General features: G+C 65.2%; 16 protein-coding genes. 9 read left to right on the plus strand and 7 right to left on the minus strand.

Features of this window, described 5'->3' with window-relative positions:
* Window positions 1-20 precede the first annotated feature (20 nt).
* Window positions 21-575, plus strand: a complete 555-nt coding sequence (locus NLR35_RS18605; RefSeq protein ID WP_035646275.1) for an ActR/PrrA/RegA family redox response regulator transcription factor — start codon at window positions 21-23, stop codon at window positions 573-575.
* Between the two features lie 22 nt (window positions 576-597).
* Here NLR35_RS18605 and NLR35_RS18610 read toward each other — a convergent pair whose 3' ends face one another.
* Window positions 598-963, minus strand: coding sequence for a hypothetical protein (locus NLR35_RS18610; RefSeq protein WP_257167967.1), 366 nt, complete (start codon window positions 961-963; stop codon window positions 598-600).
* Window positions 964-1,196: 233 nt separating this feature from the next.
* Window positions 1,197-1,679 (minus strand): MmcB family DNA repair protein, encoded by a 483-nt coding sequence (locus NLR35_RS18615; RefSeq protein WP_257167968.1) that lies wholly within the window; start codon window positions 1,677-1,679, stop codon window positions 1,197-1,199.
* Between the two features lie 123 nt (window positions 1,680-1,802).
* Between NLR35_RS18615 and NLR35_RS18620 the strand changes: the two genes are divergently transcribed.
* Window positions 1,803-3,512 carry an alpha-amylase family protein gene (locus tag NLR35_RS18620; RefSeq protein ID WP_257167969.1) on the plus strand — a complete coding sequence of 570 codons (1,710 nt, stop codon included), beginning with the start codon at window positions 1,803-1,805 and terminating at the stop codon, window positions 3,510-3,512.
* A 222-nt stretch (window positions 3,513-3,734) separates the two neighbouring features.
* Here NLR35_RS18620 and NLR35_RS18625 read toward each other — a convergent pair whose 3' ends face one another.
* A complete protein-coding gene (locus tag NLR35_RS18625) occupies window positions 3,735-5,333 on the minus strand; it encodes an alpha-amylase family glycosyl hydrolase (RefSeq protein WP_257167970.1) in 1,599 nt (532 codons plus the stop codon).
* A gap of 146 nt (window positions 5,334-5,479) precedes the next feature.
* Here NLR35_RS18625 and NLR35_RS18630 point away from each other — a divergent pair, with 146 nt between their 5' ends.
* Window positions 5,480-6,160 carry an MBL fold metallo-hydrolase gene (locus tag NLR35_RS18630; protein ID WP_257167971.1) on the plus strand — a complete coding sequence of 227 codons (681 nt, stop codon included), beginning with the start codon at window positions 5,480-5,482 and terminating at the stop codon, window positions 6,158-6,160.
* A 221-nt stretch (window positions 6,161-6,381) separates the two neighbouring features.
* On the opposite strand, the gene NLR35_RS18635 is transcribed toward NLR35_RS18630, so the two are convergent.
* Window positions 6,382-7,887, minus strand: coding sequence for a PHB depolymerase family esterase (locus tag NLR35_RS18635; protein ID WP_257167972.1), 1,506 nt, complete (start codon window positions 7,885-7,887; stop codon window positions 6,382-6,384).
* A 487-nt stretch (window positions 7,888-8,374) separates the two neighbouring features.
* Between NLR35_RS18635 and NLR35_RS18640 the strand changes: the two genes are divergently transcribed.
* A complete protein-coding gene (locus tag NLR35_RS18640) occupies window positions 8,375-9,613 on the plus strand; it encodes an LLM class flavin-dependent oxidoreductase (protein WP_257167973.1) in 1,239 nt (412 codons plus the stop codon).
* Between the two features lie 540 nt (window positions 9,614-10,153).
* On the opposite strand, the gene NLR35_RS18645 is transcribed toward NLR35_RS18640, so the two are convergent.
* A complete protein-coding gene (locus tag NLR35_RS18645; RefSeq protein WP_257167974.1) occupies window positions 10,154-10,564 on the minus strand; it encodes a response regulator in 411 nt (136 codons plus the stop codon).
* A 323-nt stretch (window positions 10,565-10,887) separates the two neighbouring features.
* Here NLR35_RS18645 and NLR35_RS18650 point away from each other — a divergent pair, with 323 nt between their 5' ends.
* Complete coding sequence (locus tag NLR35_RS18650; RefSeq protein ID WP_257167975.1) at window positions 10,888-11,703, plus strand: outer membrane protein; 816 nt, start codon at window positions 10,888-10,890, stop codon at window positions 11,701-11,703.
* A gap of 359 nt (window positions 11,704-12,062) precedes the next feature.
* Window positions 12,063-12,218, plus strand: a complete 156-nt coding sequence (locus tag NLR35_RS18655; RefSeq protein ID WP_006610278.1) for a hypothetical protein — start codon at window positions 12,063-12,065, stop codon at window positions 12,216-12,218.
* On the opposite strand, the gene NLR35_RS18660 is transcribed toward NLR35_RS18655, so the two are convergent.
* The gene (locus NLR35_RS18660) at window positions 12,202-12,450 is read right to left on the minus strand and encodes a hypothetical protein (protein ID WP_257167976.1); all 249 of its coding nucleotides are present in this window, start codon (window positions 12,448-12,450) and stop codon (window positions 12,202-12,204) included. The genes NLR35_RS18655 and NLR35_RS18660 overlap by 17 nt on opposite strands.
* 709 nt (window positions 12,451-13,159) lie before the next feature.
* On the opposite strand from NLR35_RS18660, the gene NLR35_RS18665 reads away from it, so the two are divergent.
* A complete protein-coding gene (locus NLR35_RS18665; RefSeq protein ID WP_257167977.1) occupies window positions 13,160-14,536 on the plus strand; it encodes a cytochrome P450 in 1,377 nt (458 codons plus the stop codon).
* A 235-nt stretch (window positions 14,537-14,771) separates the two neighbouring features.
* Here NLR35_RS18665 and NLR35_RS18670 read toward each other — a convergent pair whose 3' ends face one another.
* Window positions 14,772-15,614: an SDR family NAD(P)-dependent oxidoreductase gene (locus NLR35_RS18670; RefSeq protein ID WP_257167978.1), complete on the minus strand. Its 843-nt coding sequence runs from the start codon at window positions 15,612-15,614 to the stop codon at window positions 14,772-14,774.
* A 180-nt stretch (window positions 15,615-15,794) separates the two neighbouring features.
* Here NLR35_RS18670 and NLR35_RS18675 point away from each other — a divergent pair, with 180 nt between their 5' ends.
* Together NLR35_RS18675 and NLR35_RS18680 are read left to right on the plus strand one after the other, a co-directional pair.
* Window positions 15,795-16,757, plus strand: coding sequence for a sensor histidine kinase (locus NLR35_RS18675; protein WP_257167979.1), 963 nt, complete (start codon window positions 15,795-15,797; stop codon window positions 16,755-16,757).
* A 191-nt stretch (window positions 16,758-16,948) separates the two neighbouring features.
* Window positions 16,949-18,727 carry a bifunctional diguanylate cyclase/phosphodiesterase gene (locus NLR35_RS18680; protein WP_257167980.1) on the plus strand — a complete coding sequence of 593 codons (1,779 nt, stop codon included), beginning with the start codon at window positions 16,949-16,951 and terminating at the stop codon, window positions 18,725-18,727.
* Window positions 18,728-18,746: the final 19 nt, after the last annotated feature.

Consider the following 18,746-nt stretch of genomic DNA (forward strand, 5'->3'; position numbering starts at 1 on the left):
CTTCTCCTGAGGATATGACCGTGGGCGCCATCGCCGAATTGACGAACCACCCGGACCGCTCCCTTCTGATCGTCGAGGACGACAAGCCCTTCCTCGAGCGGCTATCGCGCGCCATGGAAACCCGCGGCTTTACCGTCACCTCCTGCGAGAGCGTGGCCGAGGGCATTTCCGAGATCGGCAAGGCGGCGCCGGCTTTCGCCGTGGTCGACCTTCGGCTGGGTGACGGCAACGGCCTCGACGTCGTGTCGGCGCTGAAGCGCAAGCGCCCTGAGGCGCGCGCAATCGTGCTGACCGGCTACGGCAACATCGCCACTGCCGTGACCGCGGTGAAGATGGGCGCCGTCGACTATCTCGCAAAGCCCGCGGATGCCGACGACGTCGTCGCCGCGCTGCTGGCGACCACCAGCGAGAAGTCCGAGCTGCCGTCAAACCCGATGTCGGCCGACCGCGTGCGCTGGGAGCACATCCAGCGCATCTACGAGATGTGCAACCGCAACGTCTCGGAAACCGCGCGCCGCCTCAACATGCACCGCCGCACCCTGCAGCGCATCCTGGCCAAGCGCGCGCCGAAATAACCGATCGGACCGCGTTTCGCCGTCAGTGCGACTTCACGAACGCCTGCAGCGCATGGAAGACCGTACGCCGCTGGTTGCGGCTGCACCAGTTGCGCATCCAGCTGTCCATCTCGGTGAGGTCGAGCTTGATCTGCATGCCCTCGTCGCCGCGCGCGGCGTTGACCGCCGAGACGTAGCCCATCATCCATTGCTGATATTTCGAGATGGCGTTGACATAGGGCCCGTCGGGATTGCCGATCGCCTTGTAGGTGCCGGGCGGCTGCTCCTCGGCGGCAGCGATGAAGCGCTCACAGGAATCCGCGCCCACGCCAATGACGTAGAACGCCATTTCCTCTGCGTGAAGCTCCGTCGCAAACAGCAATGTCATCGCCAAGACCAGCCAACGCATCGCCCGTCCCTGTCTGCACCCCTGGGCTGGATACCGCTCGAACGTTAAAATTGTTCCGGATTGTTGCGCCGCATACGGGGCAATTGTCGGGCAAAGCTGCGAAATCAATCCGCCGGCCGTGCTCCGGATCGTGTCCCAAGACGACGACGTCCCATTTTCGCTCCAGGACCGTGTCGAACGGTATCATGCGCCTGATGTGAAGCCGACCCGCAGCGGTCCGCGGCAGGCTGCGATCAATCGCCAAGATGGCCTTGCGGGTCGATCAGGCGGTTCATGCGCTGGGCGGCGGCGAGCGCAAAACGGACCGTCATCAACTTGCGCGTCGGGGCCGGCAGCTTGTGCTCGGGCGCCTCGCAATGCAGATGGGCGCCATAGGCATCGGCCACGATCAGGCCGGTGCTCTGCGGAAACAGCTCGCAGGGCAGGTCCTGCGTGAAGGCGAAGAACAGCCGGTCGCAATGGAGGCGATACTCCTCCCATTTGTGATCGGCGCGGAGGTCCTCGAGCGACGACTTGATCTCGACGATCCAGATCTCGCCGCGCTCGTTCAGCGCCACGAGGTCGGCGCGCCGGCCCGAGGGCAGCGGCAGCTCGCTGATCGTGGCAAAGCCGAGCGAACGCAGCAGCCGCGAGGTGCCGCGCGCGATCGCCAGCGCCGTCTCGGACTGGCGGCGGTCGACGGGGACGAGGCTGATCCTGGCGGCGGACGATTCCATCCCAACAGCATAGCCGATTCCAGGCATCTCCCAAGCGCGCTCTGGCGGCGGAACCGGAACCTGACCCGACACTTCGGCTTATCAACCGGCCGCCCACAGGGGCGGCGCAACGGGGCGCCGTCCATGATCGATGATCTCTGGTACAAGAACGCGGTGTTCTACTGCCTCGCCGTCGGCACCTACATGGATGCCGATGGCGACGGGATCGGCGACTTCAAGGGCCTGACGCGCCGGCTCGATTATCTGCACGGCCTCGGCATCACCGCGATCTGGCTGATGCCGTTCCAGCCCTCGCCGCAGCGCGACGACGGCTATGACGTCGCCGACTACTACAACGTCGATCCGCGCTACGGCACGCTCGGCGACTTCGTGCAGTTCACCCATGGCTGCAAGCAGCGCGGCATCCGCGTGATCATCGACCTCGTCGTCAATCACACCTCGGACCAGCATCCGTGGTTTCTGGATGCGCGCAGCTCCGAGACATCGCGCTATCGCGACTGGTATGTCTGGTCCGACAAGAAGCCGGCCAATGCCGACAAGGGCATGGTGTTTCCCGGCGTACAGAAGACGACCTGGACGCTCGACAAGCAGGCCGGCGCCTACTACTTCCACCGCTTCTACGATTTCCAGCCCGATCTCAACACCTCGAACCCGGAAGTCCAGGCCGAGATCCTGAAGATCATGGGTTTCTGGATTCAGCTCGGCGTCTCCGGCTTCCGCATGGACGCCGTACCCTTCGTGATCGCGACCAAGGGCGCCGATGTGAAGAAGCCGGTCGAGCAGTACGACATGCTCCGGACTTTCAGAGAATTCCTGCAATGGCGCCAGGGCGAGGCGATCATCCTGGCGGAAGCCAACGTGCTGCCGGAAACCGACATGGAGTATTTCGGCGACGACGGCGACCGCATGCACATGATGTTCAACTTCCACGTCAACCAGCATCTGTTCTATGCGCTCGCCGCCTCCGACGTCAGGCCGCTGGCGAAGGCGCTGCAGGCGACCAAGCCGCGGCCGGCCTCGGCGCAATGGGGCCTGTTCCTGCGCAATCACGACGAGCTCGATCTGGGGCGGCTGACGAAAGACCAGCGCGCGGCGGTGTTCGCGGCGTTCGGACCCGACAAGAGCATGCAGCTGTATGACCGTGGCATCCGAAGGCGGCTGGCGCCGATGCTCGGCGGCGACCGCCGCCGCATCGAGCTCGCCTACAGCCTGATGTTCACGCTGCCCGGCACGCCCGTCATCCGCTATGGCGACGAGCTCGCGATGGGCGATGATCTCAAGCTCCCTGAGCGCAATTGCGCGCGCACGGCGATGCAATGGTCGACCGAGCCGCATGGCGGCTTCACCAAGAGCGAGACATCGGCGTCGCCCGTGATCGACCACGGGCCCTATGGCTATGAGCACGTCAACGCCGCCAGGCAGCGCCGCGACCCGAACGCGATGCTGAACTGGACCGAGCGCATCATCCGCATGCGCAAGGAAGTGCCGGAGGTCGGCTGGGGCGACTTTGCCGTCATCGCGACGAAGGACCCGGCCGTCCTGATCATGCGCTACGACTGGCGCAACAACTCGGTGCTGTTCGTGCACAATCTCGATGAGAAGCCGCGCGAGATCAGCTTCGACGTCGGCCTGCCCGATGACACCGGCAAGCTGCTGATCAATCTCCTGTCCGAGGATCACAGCCACGCCGACGACCGCGGCCGCCACACCCTGGTGCTGGAGCCCTACGGCTACCGCTGGTACCGCGTCGGCGGCCTGGACTATCTGCTGCGGCGGAGCGACATCGAAACGGAGAGCCCGGGGAAACGGGTCAAGAAGGGGCGGAGGCGATAACGATCAAGCGTTCGCGGCCAAGTGCCTTATGAGTTGGCGACACGGCCTCCTTAAACTCAGTGTCGTCCCGGGCTTGACCCGGGACCCATAACCACAGGCCGTCGTTTGGCGACGACTCGGAGTTGCCGGCCTGCCTCAAGCGTCTCCCGGGAGTATGGGTCCCGGGTCAAGCCCGGGACGACACTGAATGTGGGGTGACGCCGTCGCGCATGACGACAGCAGCTACCCGCTCCGCCCAATCACCACGCCCTCATTGCCGCGCAGATCCAGCGTGCCGTCGATCCGCTCCCCGTCGCGGTCGAGCCAGGTCGAAAGCAGGATCGCGCCGTCGAGGCCTGAGCCTCCGGTCGCGATAGACACCGGCTCGTCGCCGAGATTGAGCGCGATCGTCAAGACTTCGCCGTCGCCTTCGCGGCGGTAGAGCAGCAGATCGCCTTGCGCGGCGACCGGGCGGTAATTGCCGCCGGCGAGCACGCGATGCGTCTTCCGCAGCCGGATGAGCGCCCGGTAGAGATTGAGGATGGAGCGCCGGTCGGCGGTGAGATTGACGACGTTCTCATGGGTGAAATCATCCGCCACCGGCAGCCACGGCGACGTATTCGTGAAGCCCGCCCCCGGCAGTGCGCTCCACTGCATCGGCGTGCGGCAGCCGTCGCGGCCGACGCCGATGCCCGGCACGTTTGTCTCGAAGGGATCGCGCACCTGCTCCGGCGCAATCGTCACCTGATGCATGCCGATTTCGTCGCCGTAATACAGCGTCGGCGTGCCGCGCAGGGTCAACAGCAGCATCGCCGCGACGCGCGCCTGATCACGCCCGACCCGGCTCGCGACCCGCGGCCGGTCGTGATTGCCGAGCACCCAGTTCGGCCAGGCCCCTTGCGGCAGCGCCGCCTCGTAATCGGCGATGATGGCCTCGATCTCGCGCGCATGCCAGGGCGCCGACAGCAGCGCGAAATTGAACGGCAGGTGCGCGCCGCCGAGATCCTTGCCGTAATAGGTCATGAGCCGTTCCAGCGGCAGATAGATCTCGCCGATCAGCACGCGATCGTCGAACTCGTCGACAACAGCGCGCATCTCGGCCACGACCTCGTGCACCTCCGGCTGGTCGGCGGAATAGCGCGAGATGATCTGCTCATGCGGCGGCCGGCCGCCGTGATAGTCGGGATTGGCCGGATTGTCGCGGAAACCAGCGTCCTTGATCAGGTGCCAGATCACGTCGACGCGAAAGCCGTCGACGCCCTTGCGCAGCCAGAACCGCATCACGTTGTAGATGGCAGCGCGCACCGCCGGATTGCGCCAGTTCAGGTCCGGCTGCTGCGCCAGGAAGGCGTGGTAGTAGTACTGCCCCGTCTCCTTGTCGAACTGCCAGGCGCTACCGCCGAACTCCGACAGCCAGTTGTTCGGCGGGCCGCCGTCAGGCGCCGGATCGCGCCAGATGTACCAGTCGCGATGCGGGTCGTCGCGCGATTGCCGGGCCTGCAGAAACCACGGATGCTGGTCGGAGGTGTGGTTGGGCACGAGATCGAGGATCACCTTGAGGCCCCCCTCATGGGCGGCTTTCACCAGCGCATCGAAATCCTCCATCGTGCCGAACAGCGGATCGATGCCGGTGTAGTCGGCGATGTCGTAGCCGAAATCGGCCATCGGCGAGGTGAAGATCGGTGACAGCCAGATCGCATCGACGCCGAGCGTCATCAGATAGGGCAGGCGGTGGATGATGCCGGTGAGGTCGCCGACCCCGTCGCCGTCGCTGTCCTGGAACGAGCGCGGATAGATCTGGTAGAAAATCCCCTCGCGCCACCAGGCGCCCTGCTCCGCCATCTCGAACCGCTTTCTGCTCGCAACCGTGCGGCCCAACGCAGGAACCGGCGGTGGGTTCAGAACAGCGCAACGATCGAGCCGCTATCGCGCCGCGCCTCGCAGTCTTTTTCGCTTGGCGCATTGCGAAAAATCGGCATGCTGGCGGCATGAGCGAACAGAACCAGACACCAAACCCGACCAAGGCGAAGGCCGGCGCGATGATCGTGCCCGTCACGCCATTCGAGCAGAACTGCACCATCCTGTGGTGCGAGGCCACGAAGAAGGCGATCGTGATCGACCCCGGCGGCGACGTCCCGAACATCCAGGCGGCGATCGCGCAAGCCAAGGTCACGGTGGAGAAGATCTGGCTGACCCACGGCCATATCGATCACGTCGGCGGCGCCGCCGATCTGCGCGATCAGCTGAAGGTGCCGATCGAGGGTCCTCACATCGCCGACAAGTTCCTGCTCGACAACGTCGTTGCCAGCGGCGCGCGCTTCGGCATCACGGGCGTGCGCGACTTTACGCCGGACCGCTGGCTGGAAGAAGGCGACACCGTCGAGATCGGCGAGCTCGTCTTCGACATCCTGCACTGCCCCGGCCATTCACCAGGGAGCGTGGTGTTCTTCAACAAGGCGATGCGCTTCGCCCATGTCGGCGACGTGCTGTTCAACGGCTCGGTCGGCCGTACCGACCTGCCCGGCGGCAGCCACGAGACGCTGATCAGCTCGATCAAGGACAAGCTGCTGCCGCTCGGCGACGACATCGGCTTCATCTGCGGCCATGGCGCGGGCTCGAGCTTCGGCCAGGAGCGGATGACGAACCCGTTCCTCACCGGCATGGCTTGAGCTTTCTTCGGAAGCTGCGGCCCGCACCGTCCACCTCTCCCAAAGGGAGAGGCCGGATGGCATCGCCAGATGCCATCCGGTGAGGGGCTCAGATTCGAGTGATCGCGTGGAGAGTCCCCTCACCCGGCGCTGCGCGCCGACCTCTCCCCGGTGGGGAGAGGTGAAGAGAGAGTTCGCAGTGTCGGCGCGGCGCGCCTCACATCACCGAGCGGCAACCCGTATCATTTCAGCCCGGCGGCCTTCAGCGCGCGGTCGATCACGGCGGCGACGTCGATGACGCGACGGGGCTTCGCCTCCGGGATCGGCTCGGCGGGAATCGGGGGCGGCGTCACCGCGATGACCGGCGGCGGATCGGCGGGCGTCATGTCGACGGCCTTGGCCACCACGGGCTTGTCCACCAGGGGCTTGGCCACCACGGACTTGGCAACGGGCGACTTCACCTCGGGCGGCGCGTCGGCCGGCGTTGCGCTGAGCACCTTGATCTCGCCTGGCGCCGGCGCGGCGATGGACGGCTCGGCCTTGCGCTTCGGCGGCCGCGCCGCGGAGCGGTTCGGCTTGGCGCGCGCCGGCCGCGGCTGCACAGGTTTGGGAGGCTCGGGCGCGACCTCCGCCGGCTGTGCTGCGGGCGCATCTTCGGGGCGGCGCAGGATCTTCGACAGGACCGGCAGCGCCGAGATCGGCGACACCTCCGGAATGAGCTTGCTGCTCGGCGACGTCACCGCCGGCTTCGGCTGGCGGATCCAGTCGGTCACGCCGAAGAACTTTGCAATCAGATAGGACGAGGAGATGCCGGCCTCGAGCAAATACGGCCCGGCCTTGCCGTAGCGCTTGTCGTTGGCGGCGATCCCGATCGGCGTGCCATGCGCCATGTTGGTGATGGTGAAGGATTCCACCATTGTCTCGCCGTCGGCGTTCCACCATTGCTCGTGCGGATAGCCGTTGACCTCGTTCGCGGCCATCGGCGCCAACGGCAGATGATGCAAATCGAGCCACTGCTTGACGATCTCGCCGGCATTGTCCGGATGCACCGTGTAGTCCGCAGTGCCGTGCCACACCGACAGCTTCGGCCATTTGCCGCGATGGCTGGAGGCGCGGCGCACGAGATCGCCGAGCTCGCCCGCGGGGCGCGCCGGCGGCATCCGCATCTGCAGGATCGCATCGCGCATGTTGCGCGCCGTTCCGAACGGCAGGCCCGCAATGACGGCGCCGGCCGCGAACAATTCGGGATGCGCCGACAACATCGCCATGGTCATCGCGCCGCCGGCCGACAGGCCGGTGACGAAGATGCGCCTCTCATCGATCGCGCAATCCGCCACCATCCGCGCGATCATCTCGCGGATCGAGGCGACCTCGCCCTGGCCGCGCGTGATGTCCTCGGATTGAAACCAGTTGAAGCAGCGCTGCGGATTGTTGATGCGCTGCTGCTCCGGCATCAGCAGCGCGAAGCCGAAATGTTTTGATAGCGTCGACCAGCCTGCGCCGAGATCATACTCCGCCGCGCTCTGCCCACAGCCATGCAGCACGACGACGAGCGGCAGCAGCGGCTGACGCTGCGCCGGCACATGGGCGAACATCTTGAGACGGCCGGGATTGCTGCCGAAGCCTTCGACCTCGATCAGCGGGCACTCCGGCGCGGGCCGCGTCTGACGGTTGAAATCGCCGAATCCGGTGATGCCGTTCAGCTCCCGCAGCCGTCGCAAATACTCAACATTTTCAGCGAGGGACAACGGCAGCTCCTTGGCACTCTCGTCTTCGGCAGTCACGTCTTCGGTCGTCACGTCTTCAATGGTGCAGATCAAACTCCACCATCACCCAGATGGTTGCTGCAGCGCAAAAGAAAAAGCCCGCACAAAAGCGGAGTGCAGCAATTTGATTGCGAATTTCGCTCCTGCTGCGATCAAAATGCCACGCGGAGGCGGCGCTTCACGCAGTCTTCACCGAAATGCGAACCTCACACGGCCGAAATCGCGGAGAGCGTGAGCACGGCCGACGACGCAACTGCTTGCCACCGATCGCAACATGTCGACCCCGGCGATACCACTCATCCGCGAATCGCGATCTCGCGTCGGAGTGTGCGCAGCGATCCGCGATCAGTAAACAACAAATGGCAGGCATGCACCGCTCTCGGATGAGCGGTAAGATGATTGCCTACAAACGATGCGCCGATTAGCCTGAACCGCAATCAACAATGAAATTCCATTCGGGAGAAAACAAATGGCGCGGCTCAAATTCGGCGCATTCCTCGCTCCGCATCATCCGATCGGCGAGCATCCGATGCTGCAATTCCGCCGCGACCTCGACCTCGTGTCGCAGCTCGACGAGCTTGGCTATGACGAGTTCTGGTGTGGTGAGCATCATTCGAGCGGCTGGGAGATGATCGCCTCGCCCGAGATGTTCCTCGCCGCCGCCGGCGAGCGCACCAAGCGCATCAAGCTCGGCACCGGCGTGATCTCGCTGCCCTATCATCACCCCTACAACGTCGCGCAGCGCATGGTGCAGCTCGACCACATGACCGGCGGCCGTGCCATCTTCGGCTCGGGCCCGGGCGCGCTGGCCTCCGATGCCCACACGCTCGGCATCGATCCGATGACGCAGCGCGACCGTCAGGACGAGGCGATCGCGATCATCCGCCGCCTGTTCAACGGCGAGCGCGTCACCGCCAGGAGCGACTGGTTCACGATGAACGACGCGGCGCTGCAGATCCTCCCCCTGCAGGAGGAGATGCCGTTCGTGGTGGCGTCGCAGATCTCGCCGTCGGGCATGACGCTCGCCGGCAAATACGGCATCGGCATCATCTCGCTCGGCTCGATGTCGACGCAGGGCCTGATGGCGCTGCCGCAGCAATGGGAGTTCGCCGAGGACGCCGCGAAGAAGCACGGCACCACGGTGAGCCGGGCGAACTGGCGCGTGCTGCTGTCCTGGCACATCGCCGAGACCCGCGAGCAGGCGCGCCGCGAGGCCGGACCCGGCCTGATGCGCTGGCACAACGAATATACCGTGGGCACCTTGATGCGGCCGGGCCTCAAGCCGTTCTCATCGCCTGATGAGGCCGTCGACAAGACCGCCTTCGTCGAGGGCGCGGCGTCGACGATCGGCACGCCCGATGACCTCGTCAAGACGATCAAGAATCTCATGCAGGTGTCCGGCGGGGTCGGCGCCATCATCGGCTTCGTGCACGACTGGGCCAATCCGGAGAACACGCGGCGCAGCTGGGACATGGTCGCGCGCTACGTCGTGCCGGAAATCAACGGCTATATCGACGGCCTGCGCCGCTCGCAGAAATTCGTCATCGAGAACCGTGAGATCTTCGAGCGCGCCGGGCAAGCGGTGATGGCCAAGATCATGGACAACGACAAGGCCGCCGCCGCGCTGTCGCAGACCGGCCCGGGCCGCATCGCAATTCCCGCGGTCAATGCGCCTGATCTGCAGGAGGCGGCGAAGCAAAGGGGATGAAAACAAGTAGGGCGGATGAGCGCAGCGTAATCCGCCACCTCTCCCCCAGACACGATCCGTTTGTTTTGGCCACATGGCCGAGACCGGATGAGCCGACCACGTGATATCGGCATGTCGCTTGAGCGGCGGCGGATTACGCTGCGCTAATCCGCCCTACGCGCTGAGTCTTGAGACGGTTGAAACGTCAGCGCAGTGTCCATGAATGCGCCCTCTCCCCTTGTGGGAGAGGGCATGCAGAACGGTTCGGCAAGCTCGGTTGGGTGAGGGGTGTCTCTCCGCGTGTTGCGCTCGTGGAGAGATACCCCTCACCCAACCGAGCAAATGGATAGGCCGGCGATGCCCTCTCCCACAAGGGGAGAGGGCGCAATCATCGGCACCGCGGCGGCTGCGGCCTCTCTCGCAACGCGAGCCCGCACCTCCCGCGTATTGATAGCACCGCGCATCCGCCGATGGTGCTCCCAACAATATCATCCAAAGAAGACGAGGCTTCTCCCAATCATTGTGTGTGAAGCGAGCAAAGAGCGCGTTTGCCGCGCCAAACTACCTCACCGCGGCAACCAGCCTCTCGCAGTCGGCGAGCGTCGCGATCTGCTTCAGCGTCTCGCGCAGCGCCGGCAGGTCGACCGGCTTCTGGAATTGCGGATAAACGACGAGGCCGAGCACGGTGGCGAGCCGGACATGCTCCTCGCGGGTGCCGTCCTCGGCGCCGCTGATGAAGATCACCGGCGTGCGGATTTTCAGCTCATTGAGCAGCAGCAGGATGTCGGCGCCGCAACGATCGCCGAGCGACAGATCCAGCGTGATGCAGTCGAACGTCTTCTCGCGCAGCACCTCTGCCGCCGCCTCGACCGACGTCACGCAGGTCGCCTCATAGCCGCATTGCGCGGCGATCTTGCGCAGAATCGAGAGATGCACCTCGGCATCCTCGATCACCAGCAACTGATTGCTCATGGTCCTGCCCTTGTTGCCTGTTGGCCAGATGTCCCAGTCCGGCCGTTGCTAGGCGCGGCCAATGGCCGTGAAGTAAAGATTTGGGTCCGTAGATTTACGGCTGCGGTCCAAGCGGGCCTGTCAGCACCGTCGCGCCACGATCGACATCGTCACCGGGGGTCCGCCGCCGGTATCAGACTGAAGCAGACTCGCGGTCCGGTGTGCCCGATCCGCAACATCATGAGCTTTTCTGTTGGCCCGCGCGCGCTGCTGTTGCCGCGCTTGCGGCAACCAGAGAGGGTGACCGCATCGTATCAGCTCGAATTGACCCGCTCGGACAGAACATGACGAAATTGATGATGGCGGCAATGATGGGAGCGCTGGCGGGAGGCATGCTCGCGGGCTCGGCGCTCGCGGCTGATCTGCCCGTCAAGGCGCCAACCGGCATGGCCGCGCCGTCATGGACCGGCGCCTATGCCGGCGTGTCGGTCGGCGCCCGCTGGGCTGACAATGATTGGCGAACCAGCGACGTCGCCCCGAACTTCGTCGGCGTGTTCGTGCCGACAGCGGGCACCGGCGGGAGCATCGACAGCGTGGCGGCCAGGATCGGCGGTTATGTCGGCGTCAATTGGCAGTTCGCCCCGACATGGGTCGCAGGCCTCGAAGGCGACTTCGGCTGGGCCGACAACAAGAAGACGACGAATCCAACACCCGGGACCACGGGTCTGTTCTTCGGCGCCCCGCTGGTCGGCCTGCCCACAGCCGCGGTGAAGGACACCTGGGACGGCAGCCTGCGCGCCCGGCTCGGCTATCTGATCGCGCCGTCGACGATGCTCTATGGCAGCGGCGGCGTGGCGTGGCAGCGCGTCGAGCTCAACGCCAGCTGCACCGTCGTTCCCGGCAACTCCTTCTGCGCCGGCAATCCGCACAACGACACCTTCGCCTCGACCCGGGTCGGCTGGACCGTCGGCGGCGGTGTCGAGCACATGATCGGCGGCCACTGGCTGGTTCGTGCCGACTATCGCTATGCCGATTTCGGCACCTGGACCCAGCCGTTCTTCACCGCCGGCGGCACAGGCTTCGGCTTCGACGACCGCTTCACCGCGCATGTCACGAGCCGGACGCATACGGCCACGGTGGGTCTCGCCTACAAATTCTGACATCGCCGCGTAGCAGAAGCGTAGGGTGGTCAAATCAGCCGCCACAGGCGGGCACGTGCCCACCGCCTCTCCACGACTCATGAGCAGGATGGTGGGCACGGCGCCACCGGCAGCCCGTCGTTGGGAGACAGCCCGGCAGCGCCTTTGCCCACCCTACAGGTGCCCGTCCGGACCGACGTCATCGCCTGCGGCGGCAGCGCGGCAGGCATCGGCGATCCGGCGTCACGAGAATTTTCTTAACCCGGGCCAGCTAGATTGGCGGCAGATCGAGCAGGTCCTGCAACGGACCGCTCGCACCGTGATGCGTCAGTTGGCCCGCCGTCTCGACCCGGCGTGCTTGTTCGTGGGAAAGGTCGCCAATGTCACTCTCCTCGGCCAAGAACTACGCGCTGCGCGCCGAACGGTCGCAGGATCCCAAGGAGGCCGCCGACCTCCTGGCGAAAGCGATCCTGGAGCTCGCGGCCTCGATCGAGGCCACCGACGCCAAGGTGAAGAAGATCAACAAGTCGGGCTGATGGCCTTGGTGTCCACTTCGAAACGGGTGGCGACGCCGATCGACGGCAAGACCCGCCTCGTCTCATAGCCGATCCCGCTTCGATCGATCCCCGATGTCGCGGCGTCGCTCGCCCATGAGCGCCGGAAACTGCTGGCGGCCATCCGACCCGACGGGCAACTCGCGCCCGGCAACGCGCCCTTGAGAACGCAAAACGACATCGCGCGGGCCTGTCGATGAAGGTCGATCGCCATTCAACGTGTGCGCCGAAAATCTTAATTCACAAGCCCGCTCAACTGCATCACACCTGTCCAGTCCTGCCCGCAAAAATATTCTGCTTCCGTTTTTCAGAACAATGTCTATCGTCACGCCATCCCGTCTCGATAAGAGGGACGCTTCGCGGTCGTCACGAAACGTCGGGTGCGGGATGCGGTGGCTGCAAGCGTGCTGCAGCGGGCCTCGTGCTCGCCGACGAACGGCAGGCTTGCGGACGTGAAGACGCGTGGTCCTGGCGCCCCGAAGCTGGCGCCAAGCCGGGGGTGATGATGATCCCTCGGGCGACGGTGGCTAACAAGCCGGACACCGGGGAGAGCGCGACATAAGCGTGAAAACCATCGCGCGGGGAATGCCGGGATGCCTCGGCTGAACCTGTGGTTCCTGCCGCCTGCATTTTTTTCGCAGGCGGGCCATGGGTGCGGCCAGCGCCCGGCATTCCCCGCGCCCTCTGTCCAGAAGAGGGCGGAATATTCCATCCCTCGGACGCAACCGCGCGCCGCGAGCGCGCAGCCGTTTGCGACGCAGCGCGACTGACCGATCATGAGACGCCGGAGCGTATTGCATCACGGCTGCAACCGCCTATCAATGAAGGCGAGAGAGTCCGGCCATGCAACGCTGACCGATACGAAGTCAGGCCCAAGACACCTAACGGCAGACACGAGCCAGCAGACGAGAGGGAATCCCGAGATGTCGATGCAGCATGTGGTCTCTGACACGATCAGGCTGACGTCCCCCCGGCGCAATTCGCTGACCCATATTCCCGGCGACGAGGGCTGGCCGATCATCGGCAAGACCTTCGAGGTGCTCGCCGACCCCAAGGGTCATGTCGAGCGCAACGCCAGGAAATATGGTCCGGTCTATCGCAGCCACATGTTCGGCGACGTCAACGTGGTGCTGCTCGGACCCGAGGCCAACGAGCTGGTGCTGTTCGACCAGGCCAAGCTGTTCTCCTCCGCCCATGGCTGGGGCCACATTCTCAATCTGCTGTTCCCGCGCGGACTGATGCTGCTCGATTTCGAGGAGCACCGGATGCACCGCAAGGCGCTGTCGGTGGCCTTCAAGGCGGGACCGATGAAGTCCTATCTCGCCGGGCTGGACCGCGGCATCGCCGCGCGCATTGCGCAGTGGAAACAGAATCCCGGCGAGATGCTGTTCTATCCCGCGATCAAGCAGCTGACGCTCGATCTCGCCGCGACGTCTTTTCTCGGCACCGAGATCGGGCCGGAGGTCGACGCCATCAACCGCGCCTTCATCGACATGGTGGCCGCGGCGGTCGCGCCGATCCGCAAGCCGCTGCCTGGCACGCAGATGGCGCGCGGCGTCAAGGGCCGCCAGCGCATCGTCGCCTATTTCTCCGAGCAGATCCCGCTGCGCCGCGCCAAGGCCGATGGCGACGACCTGTTCTCGCATCTGTGCCGCGCCACCGACGATCAGGGCGCGCTGCTGTCGACGCAGGACATCGTCGACCATATGAGCTTCCTGATGATGGCGGCGCATGACACGCTGACCTCATCGCTGACCTCCTTCGTCGCCCAGCTCGCGGCGCATCCGGAGTGGCAGCAGAAGCTGCGGGCGGAGGTGGAGAGTCTCGGCCTCGCCCAGGGCGATCCGATGAGCTCGGAGCACCTGGAAAAGATGAAGCTCACGGAGATGGCGTTCCAGGAGACCTTGCGGCTGATGCCGCCAGTGCCGTCGCTGCCGCGCCGCCCGGTCCGCGACTTCACCTTCAAGGGCTTTGCGATTCCCGCCGGGACCGGCGTCGGCATCAATCCGATGTACACCCATCACATGCCGGAGATCTGGCCCGAGCCGGAGCGGTTCGACCCGATGCGCTTCACCGACGAGGCGCAGCGCGGCCGCCACCGCTTCGCCTGGGTGCCGTTCGGCGGCGGCGCGCATATGTGCCTCGGCCTGCACTTCGCCTACATGCAGGCCAAGTGCTTCGCGCGGCATTTCCTGAGCAACATCGAGGTCTCGTTCGCATCAGGCTATCAGCCGAGCTGGCAGGTCTGGCCGATCCCCAAGCCGCGGGATGGGCTGAAGGTGCAGCTCAGGGCGGTGTGATCTGAAAGTGTCGCGGTCGTCGAAGCATCATGAGACGGCAAACTGCTCATCACCGCGACGACAAGTGTCAATTAGTTGCTCGTCATGCCCGGGCTTGTCCCGGGCATCTACGCCCGTCAGCGAACTCCGAACGACGTGGATGGCCGGGACAAGCCCGGCCATGACGGCGTGGAGAAATCCGGCCGAACACCGCATTTCTCGCGGATCTTCAGGCCATGCCGAAAGACTTCGCCTCCTACTCCACCGCATCCCCGAGCAGCTTGCGCATCGCGGCGTAGCCCTGCTGCTGCTGGCTCCAATTGCGGCCGCCGGTGATGGCGCCGTCGATGACGAGATCATGGCCGTTGATGAAGCTGGATTCGTCGCTGGCGAGAAACACCGCTGCGTAGGCGATATCCTCGGGCAGGCCGGCGCGCGGGATCGGCTGCGCAGTGGCGTAGGCGTTGCGGATCGTCTCCGGCGTCTTCTCGGCGTCTTCGGTCGACAGGCCCAGCGCCTTGCCGAAGATGCCGGTCGCGATCAGGCCGGGGGAGATCGAGTTGACGCGGACGCCGGATTCGCCGAGCTCCATGGCCACGCATTTGGTGAGATGGATCACCGCGGCCTTCGCCGTGCTGTAGACCACCGAGGTCGAATAGCCCGCGAGCCGGCCCGCGATCGAGCCATTGTTGATGATGCTGCCGGCGCCCTGCTTCTTCATGTGAGGCGCGGCATACTTCATCCCCAGCATCACGCTGCGCACCAGCACGGCCATCGCCTGGTCGAAACGATCCGCATCGAGGCCCTCGATGCCGCCGGTCTGCGCCGGTCCGCCGGCATTGTTGAACAGGCAGTCGAGCCGGCCGAAGCGCTCCGCCGCGAGATCGATCAGCGCACGCATCTGCGCATCGTCAGTGACATCCGTCCGACGGAAAATGCAGCTCGGACCGAGTCGAGCAGCCAGCGCCTCGCCCTCGGCGCTGCGCCGGCCCGCGGCAATCACCGTCGCGCCTTCCGCGACGAACACCTCCGCCGTGCGCAAGCCGATGCCGCTGGTCGCGCCGGTGATCACCGCGACCTTGCCGTTCAACCGTCCCATCCCCCACTCCTCTTGCTGATTGTTTACAAATCATCCGACCACGATGCCCGCCGAGTTCCTGTCATGGAACCATCATGTTGCATCGGGATTGCAGCATAAGCGAAGCGGCTTTCATCAGCTGGACAAATTACCGCCACGTCGGCCTTAATTTGGTTGCGCGATTGAGGCTGATGGGAGTCCATGACGCGACTCATCGACGACATCAAGCGGGTCTGGCGGGGCGAGCAGCAGCCATCGCTGACATGGAGCTGCCTGTTTGCAGCGATCTGCCTGATCGCGGCGACCGCGATCCGCTACGGCATGGCGCATCTGCGGCCCGACGTGTTCTTCACGCCGTACATGCCGGCGGTGTTCTTCGCGACCGCCATGGGCGGATCGGGCGTCGGCCTCGCCACGGCGATACTCGGCGCAGCGCTCGGGCTGACGCTCGACTTCGGCGGCGGCCCGGCCGATGGCGCGCGGCTCGCGCTGATGACGATGTATCTGACGGTCGCAGGCCTGGTGATCTGGGGCGTCAATCATTATCGCTCTCTGGCCGGCAAGCAGCGCGAGATCGCGCGACGGCTGACCGAGGAGGAGCAGTATCGCAAGCTGCTGGTCGACGAGCTGCATCACCGGCTCAAGAACAAGACCTCGACCATTCACGCCGTGCTGCATCAGGTGCTGCACGACCAGCCGCAGGTCTGGGGCCGCATCGACCAGCGCATCCGCGCGCTCGCGACCGCCGACGACCTGATCGCGCGCGCCGACGCTCAGGGCTGCGATCTCAAGGATCTCTTGACGTCGGAGCTCGGGCCCTACGGCCATGTCCGCTTCGATCTCAGCGGCGACCCGCTGTTTCTTCCTGCCAAGCTCGCCGTCAGCCTGGCTTTGATTTTCCACGAGCTCGCCACCAACGCCGGCAAGTACGGCGCCTTCGCCTCGCCCCGCGGCTTCCTGCAGGTGTCATGGACGATGCAGGGCGACCGCCTCAAGCTGACCTGGGACGAGGCCGAGGGACCGGCGCCCGGTCCGATCGGCAAGCCCGGCTTCGGGACCAAGCTGCTGAAGGCGGCCTTGTCGTCGTTCGACGGCACCACCGAGACCACGTTTCTCGCAACCGGTCTTCACTGCACCATGCAGTGCCGCGTGCCGCCAAGCTGAGGGGCCGTCAGGCGGCCAATTCGGCCTACGACTTTCGCAGCAGGCGCGGATCAACGGTGCCACACCGAATTGAGGATCCGTTAATGACGCCGCGGCACAAACGCGCGGCGTCCCAGATACTTGGTTCGCGCATTCCGTGTTTCTACGTACCGCTTAACTAAAATGAAGCGGGAACTTTGCACAATCGGCGCATGTACAGCAGCGACCGTTTCAACTTTTCCCCCGACGCCAATGACGGGCTGGGCGCGACCGAGGCCGAGCTGCGCTTCCTGCGCAGCGTCCTCGGCCAGCTGCCGTCGGGCGTCACGGTGCAGGACGAGCAGGGTCGTTTTCTTCTCGTTAACGATACCGCAGCCGTTCAGCTCGGCGCCGCCGCCAACAGCGTCGACGGCGTCTCGGCGCCACATCTCGATGTCAGGCGGACGAGCTGTCGCGAGATCCTCGGCCGGGGGCGGACCGTGATCGCCGAGGAAAAGGTCACGGGCGAGCGCGGGGCGCAGACGCTGCTGACCGCCCATCGGCCGGTGCGCATCGGCGACCGGCAGGTGCTGATCTCGAGCTCGGCCGATATCAGCGAGCAGAAGGAGTTCGAGGACCAGCTGTTCCGCGCCGCCTATTATGACGAGCTGACCGGGCTGCCGATGCGCCGCGTGGTCGAGCACCGCGCCGACACGCTCGTTCGCCGCGGCCGTGTCGATGGACGTTTCGCGCTGGCCTTCCTCGATCTCGACAACTTCAAATACATCAACGACTATTACGGCCACGCCACCGGCGATGCGCTGCTGATCGAGCTGGCCAAGCGCATCAGCCGCGACCTGCGTGAATCCGACCTGCTGTCGCGCATCAGCGGCGACGAATTCCTGCTGCTGCTGCATCCGATCGAGCGCGCCGAAGAGGTCGCCGAATTCCTCCACGCCCTGCTGGATCGCCTGAACGCACCGTTCTTCATCGATGGCGCAGAGGTGTTCGCTTCCGCCTCCGTCGGCGTCAGCCTGTTCCCCGAGCACGGTGCGAGCTACGACGTGCTGCGGCAGAATGCCGACCTCGCAATGTATCGCGTCAAGAACAGCGGCAAGGGCACGCTCGCCTTCTTCTCCAGCGCCATGGAGCACGAGGCGCTGGCGCGCATGAAGGTGGAGCAGTCGCTGCGGCTCGCGATTCTCGAAAAGCGCTTCTGCTGCGCATTCCAGGCCAAGGTCGACATCCGCACCGAGGAGATCAAGGGCATCGAGGCCTTGGTGCGACTGCGCGACAATGAGGGCGTGATCCAGGCGCCGGGCGCCTTCATCAACCTCGCGGTCGAGCTCGGCCTGATCGACGAGCTGGCGCATCTGGTGCTCGACGAGATCGTCAAGTCGATCGACCTGATCAACGACACGTTCGGCCAGGACGCGACGATCAGCATCAACGTCGCCGCCAAGCAGGCGTCGAACCCGGACTTCATGCAGCCGTTCGCGCGGGCGATCGCGGCGACCGGGTTTCCGAAGCGCTTCATGATCGAGGTCACCGAAGACGCCTTCGTGACCCGCAGCCATTTTCAGGATGAGATCGTGCCGCTGCTGCGCGAGATCGGCGTCGGCATCTCGATCGACGATTTCGGCATCGGCTATTCGTCGCTGTCGGCGCTCGCCGACATCACCGCCGACGAGATCAAGATCGACCGCTCCTTCATCACGGACATCCACAAGCGGCCGCGCAGTCAGGGCATCCTGCGTGCGATCGAGTCGCTGAGCGAAGCGCTCGGCATGACCGTGATCGCGGAAGGCATCGAGTCGTTCGAGGAGCTTGCTTATCTGCAGGCCGCGACCAAGATCCGCTATGCGCAGGGCTACTACTTCTCGCGGCCGATCTTCCTCGAGGAGCTGAAGCCCGCGGCGCCGCTTGCAAGCGAAGCGCGCATGAGCCTCGCCAGTCGCGCTGTGCAGGAAAATCGCCAGGCCTATGCGCGCAGCAGCCGCTATCGCCGCTGACATCGATCGGAACGAGGGC

The sequence above is a fragment of the Bradyrhizobium sp. SRS-191 genome (assembly GCF_024586915.1).
Lineage (GTDB): Bacteria > Pseudomonadota > Alphaproteobacteria > Rhizobiales > Xanthobacteraceae > Bradyrhizobium.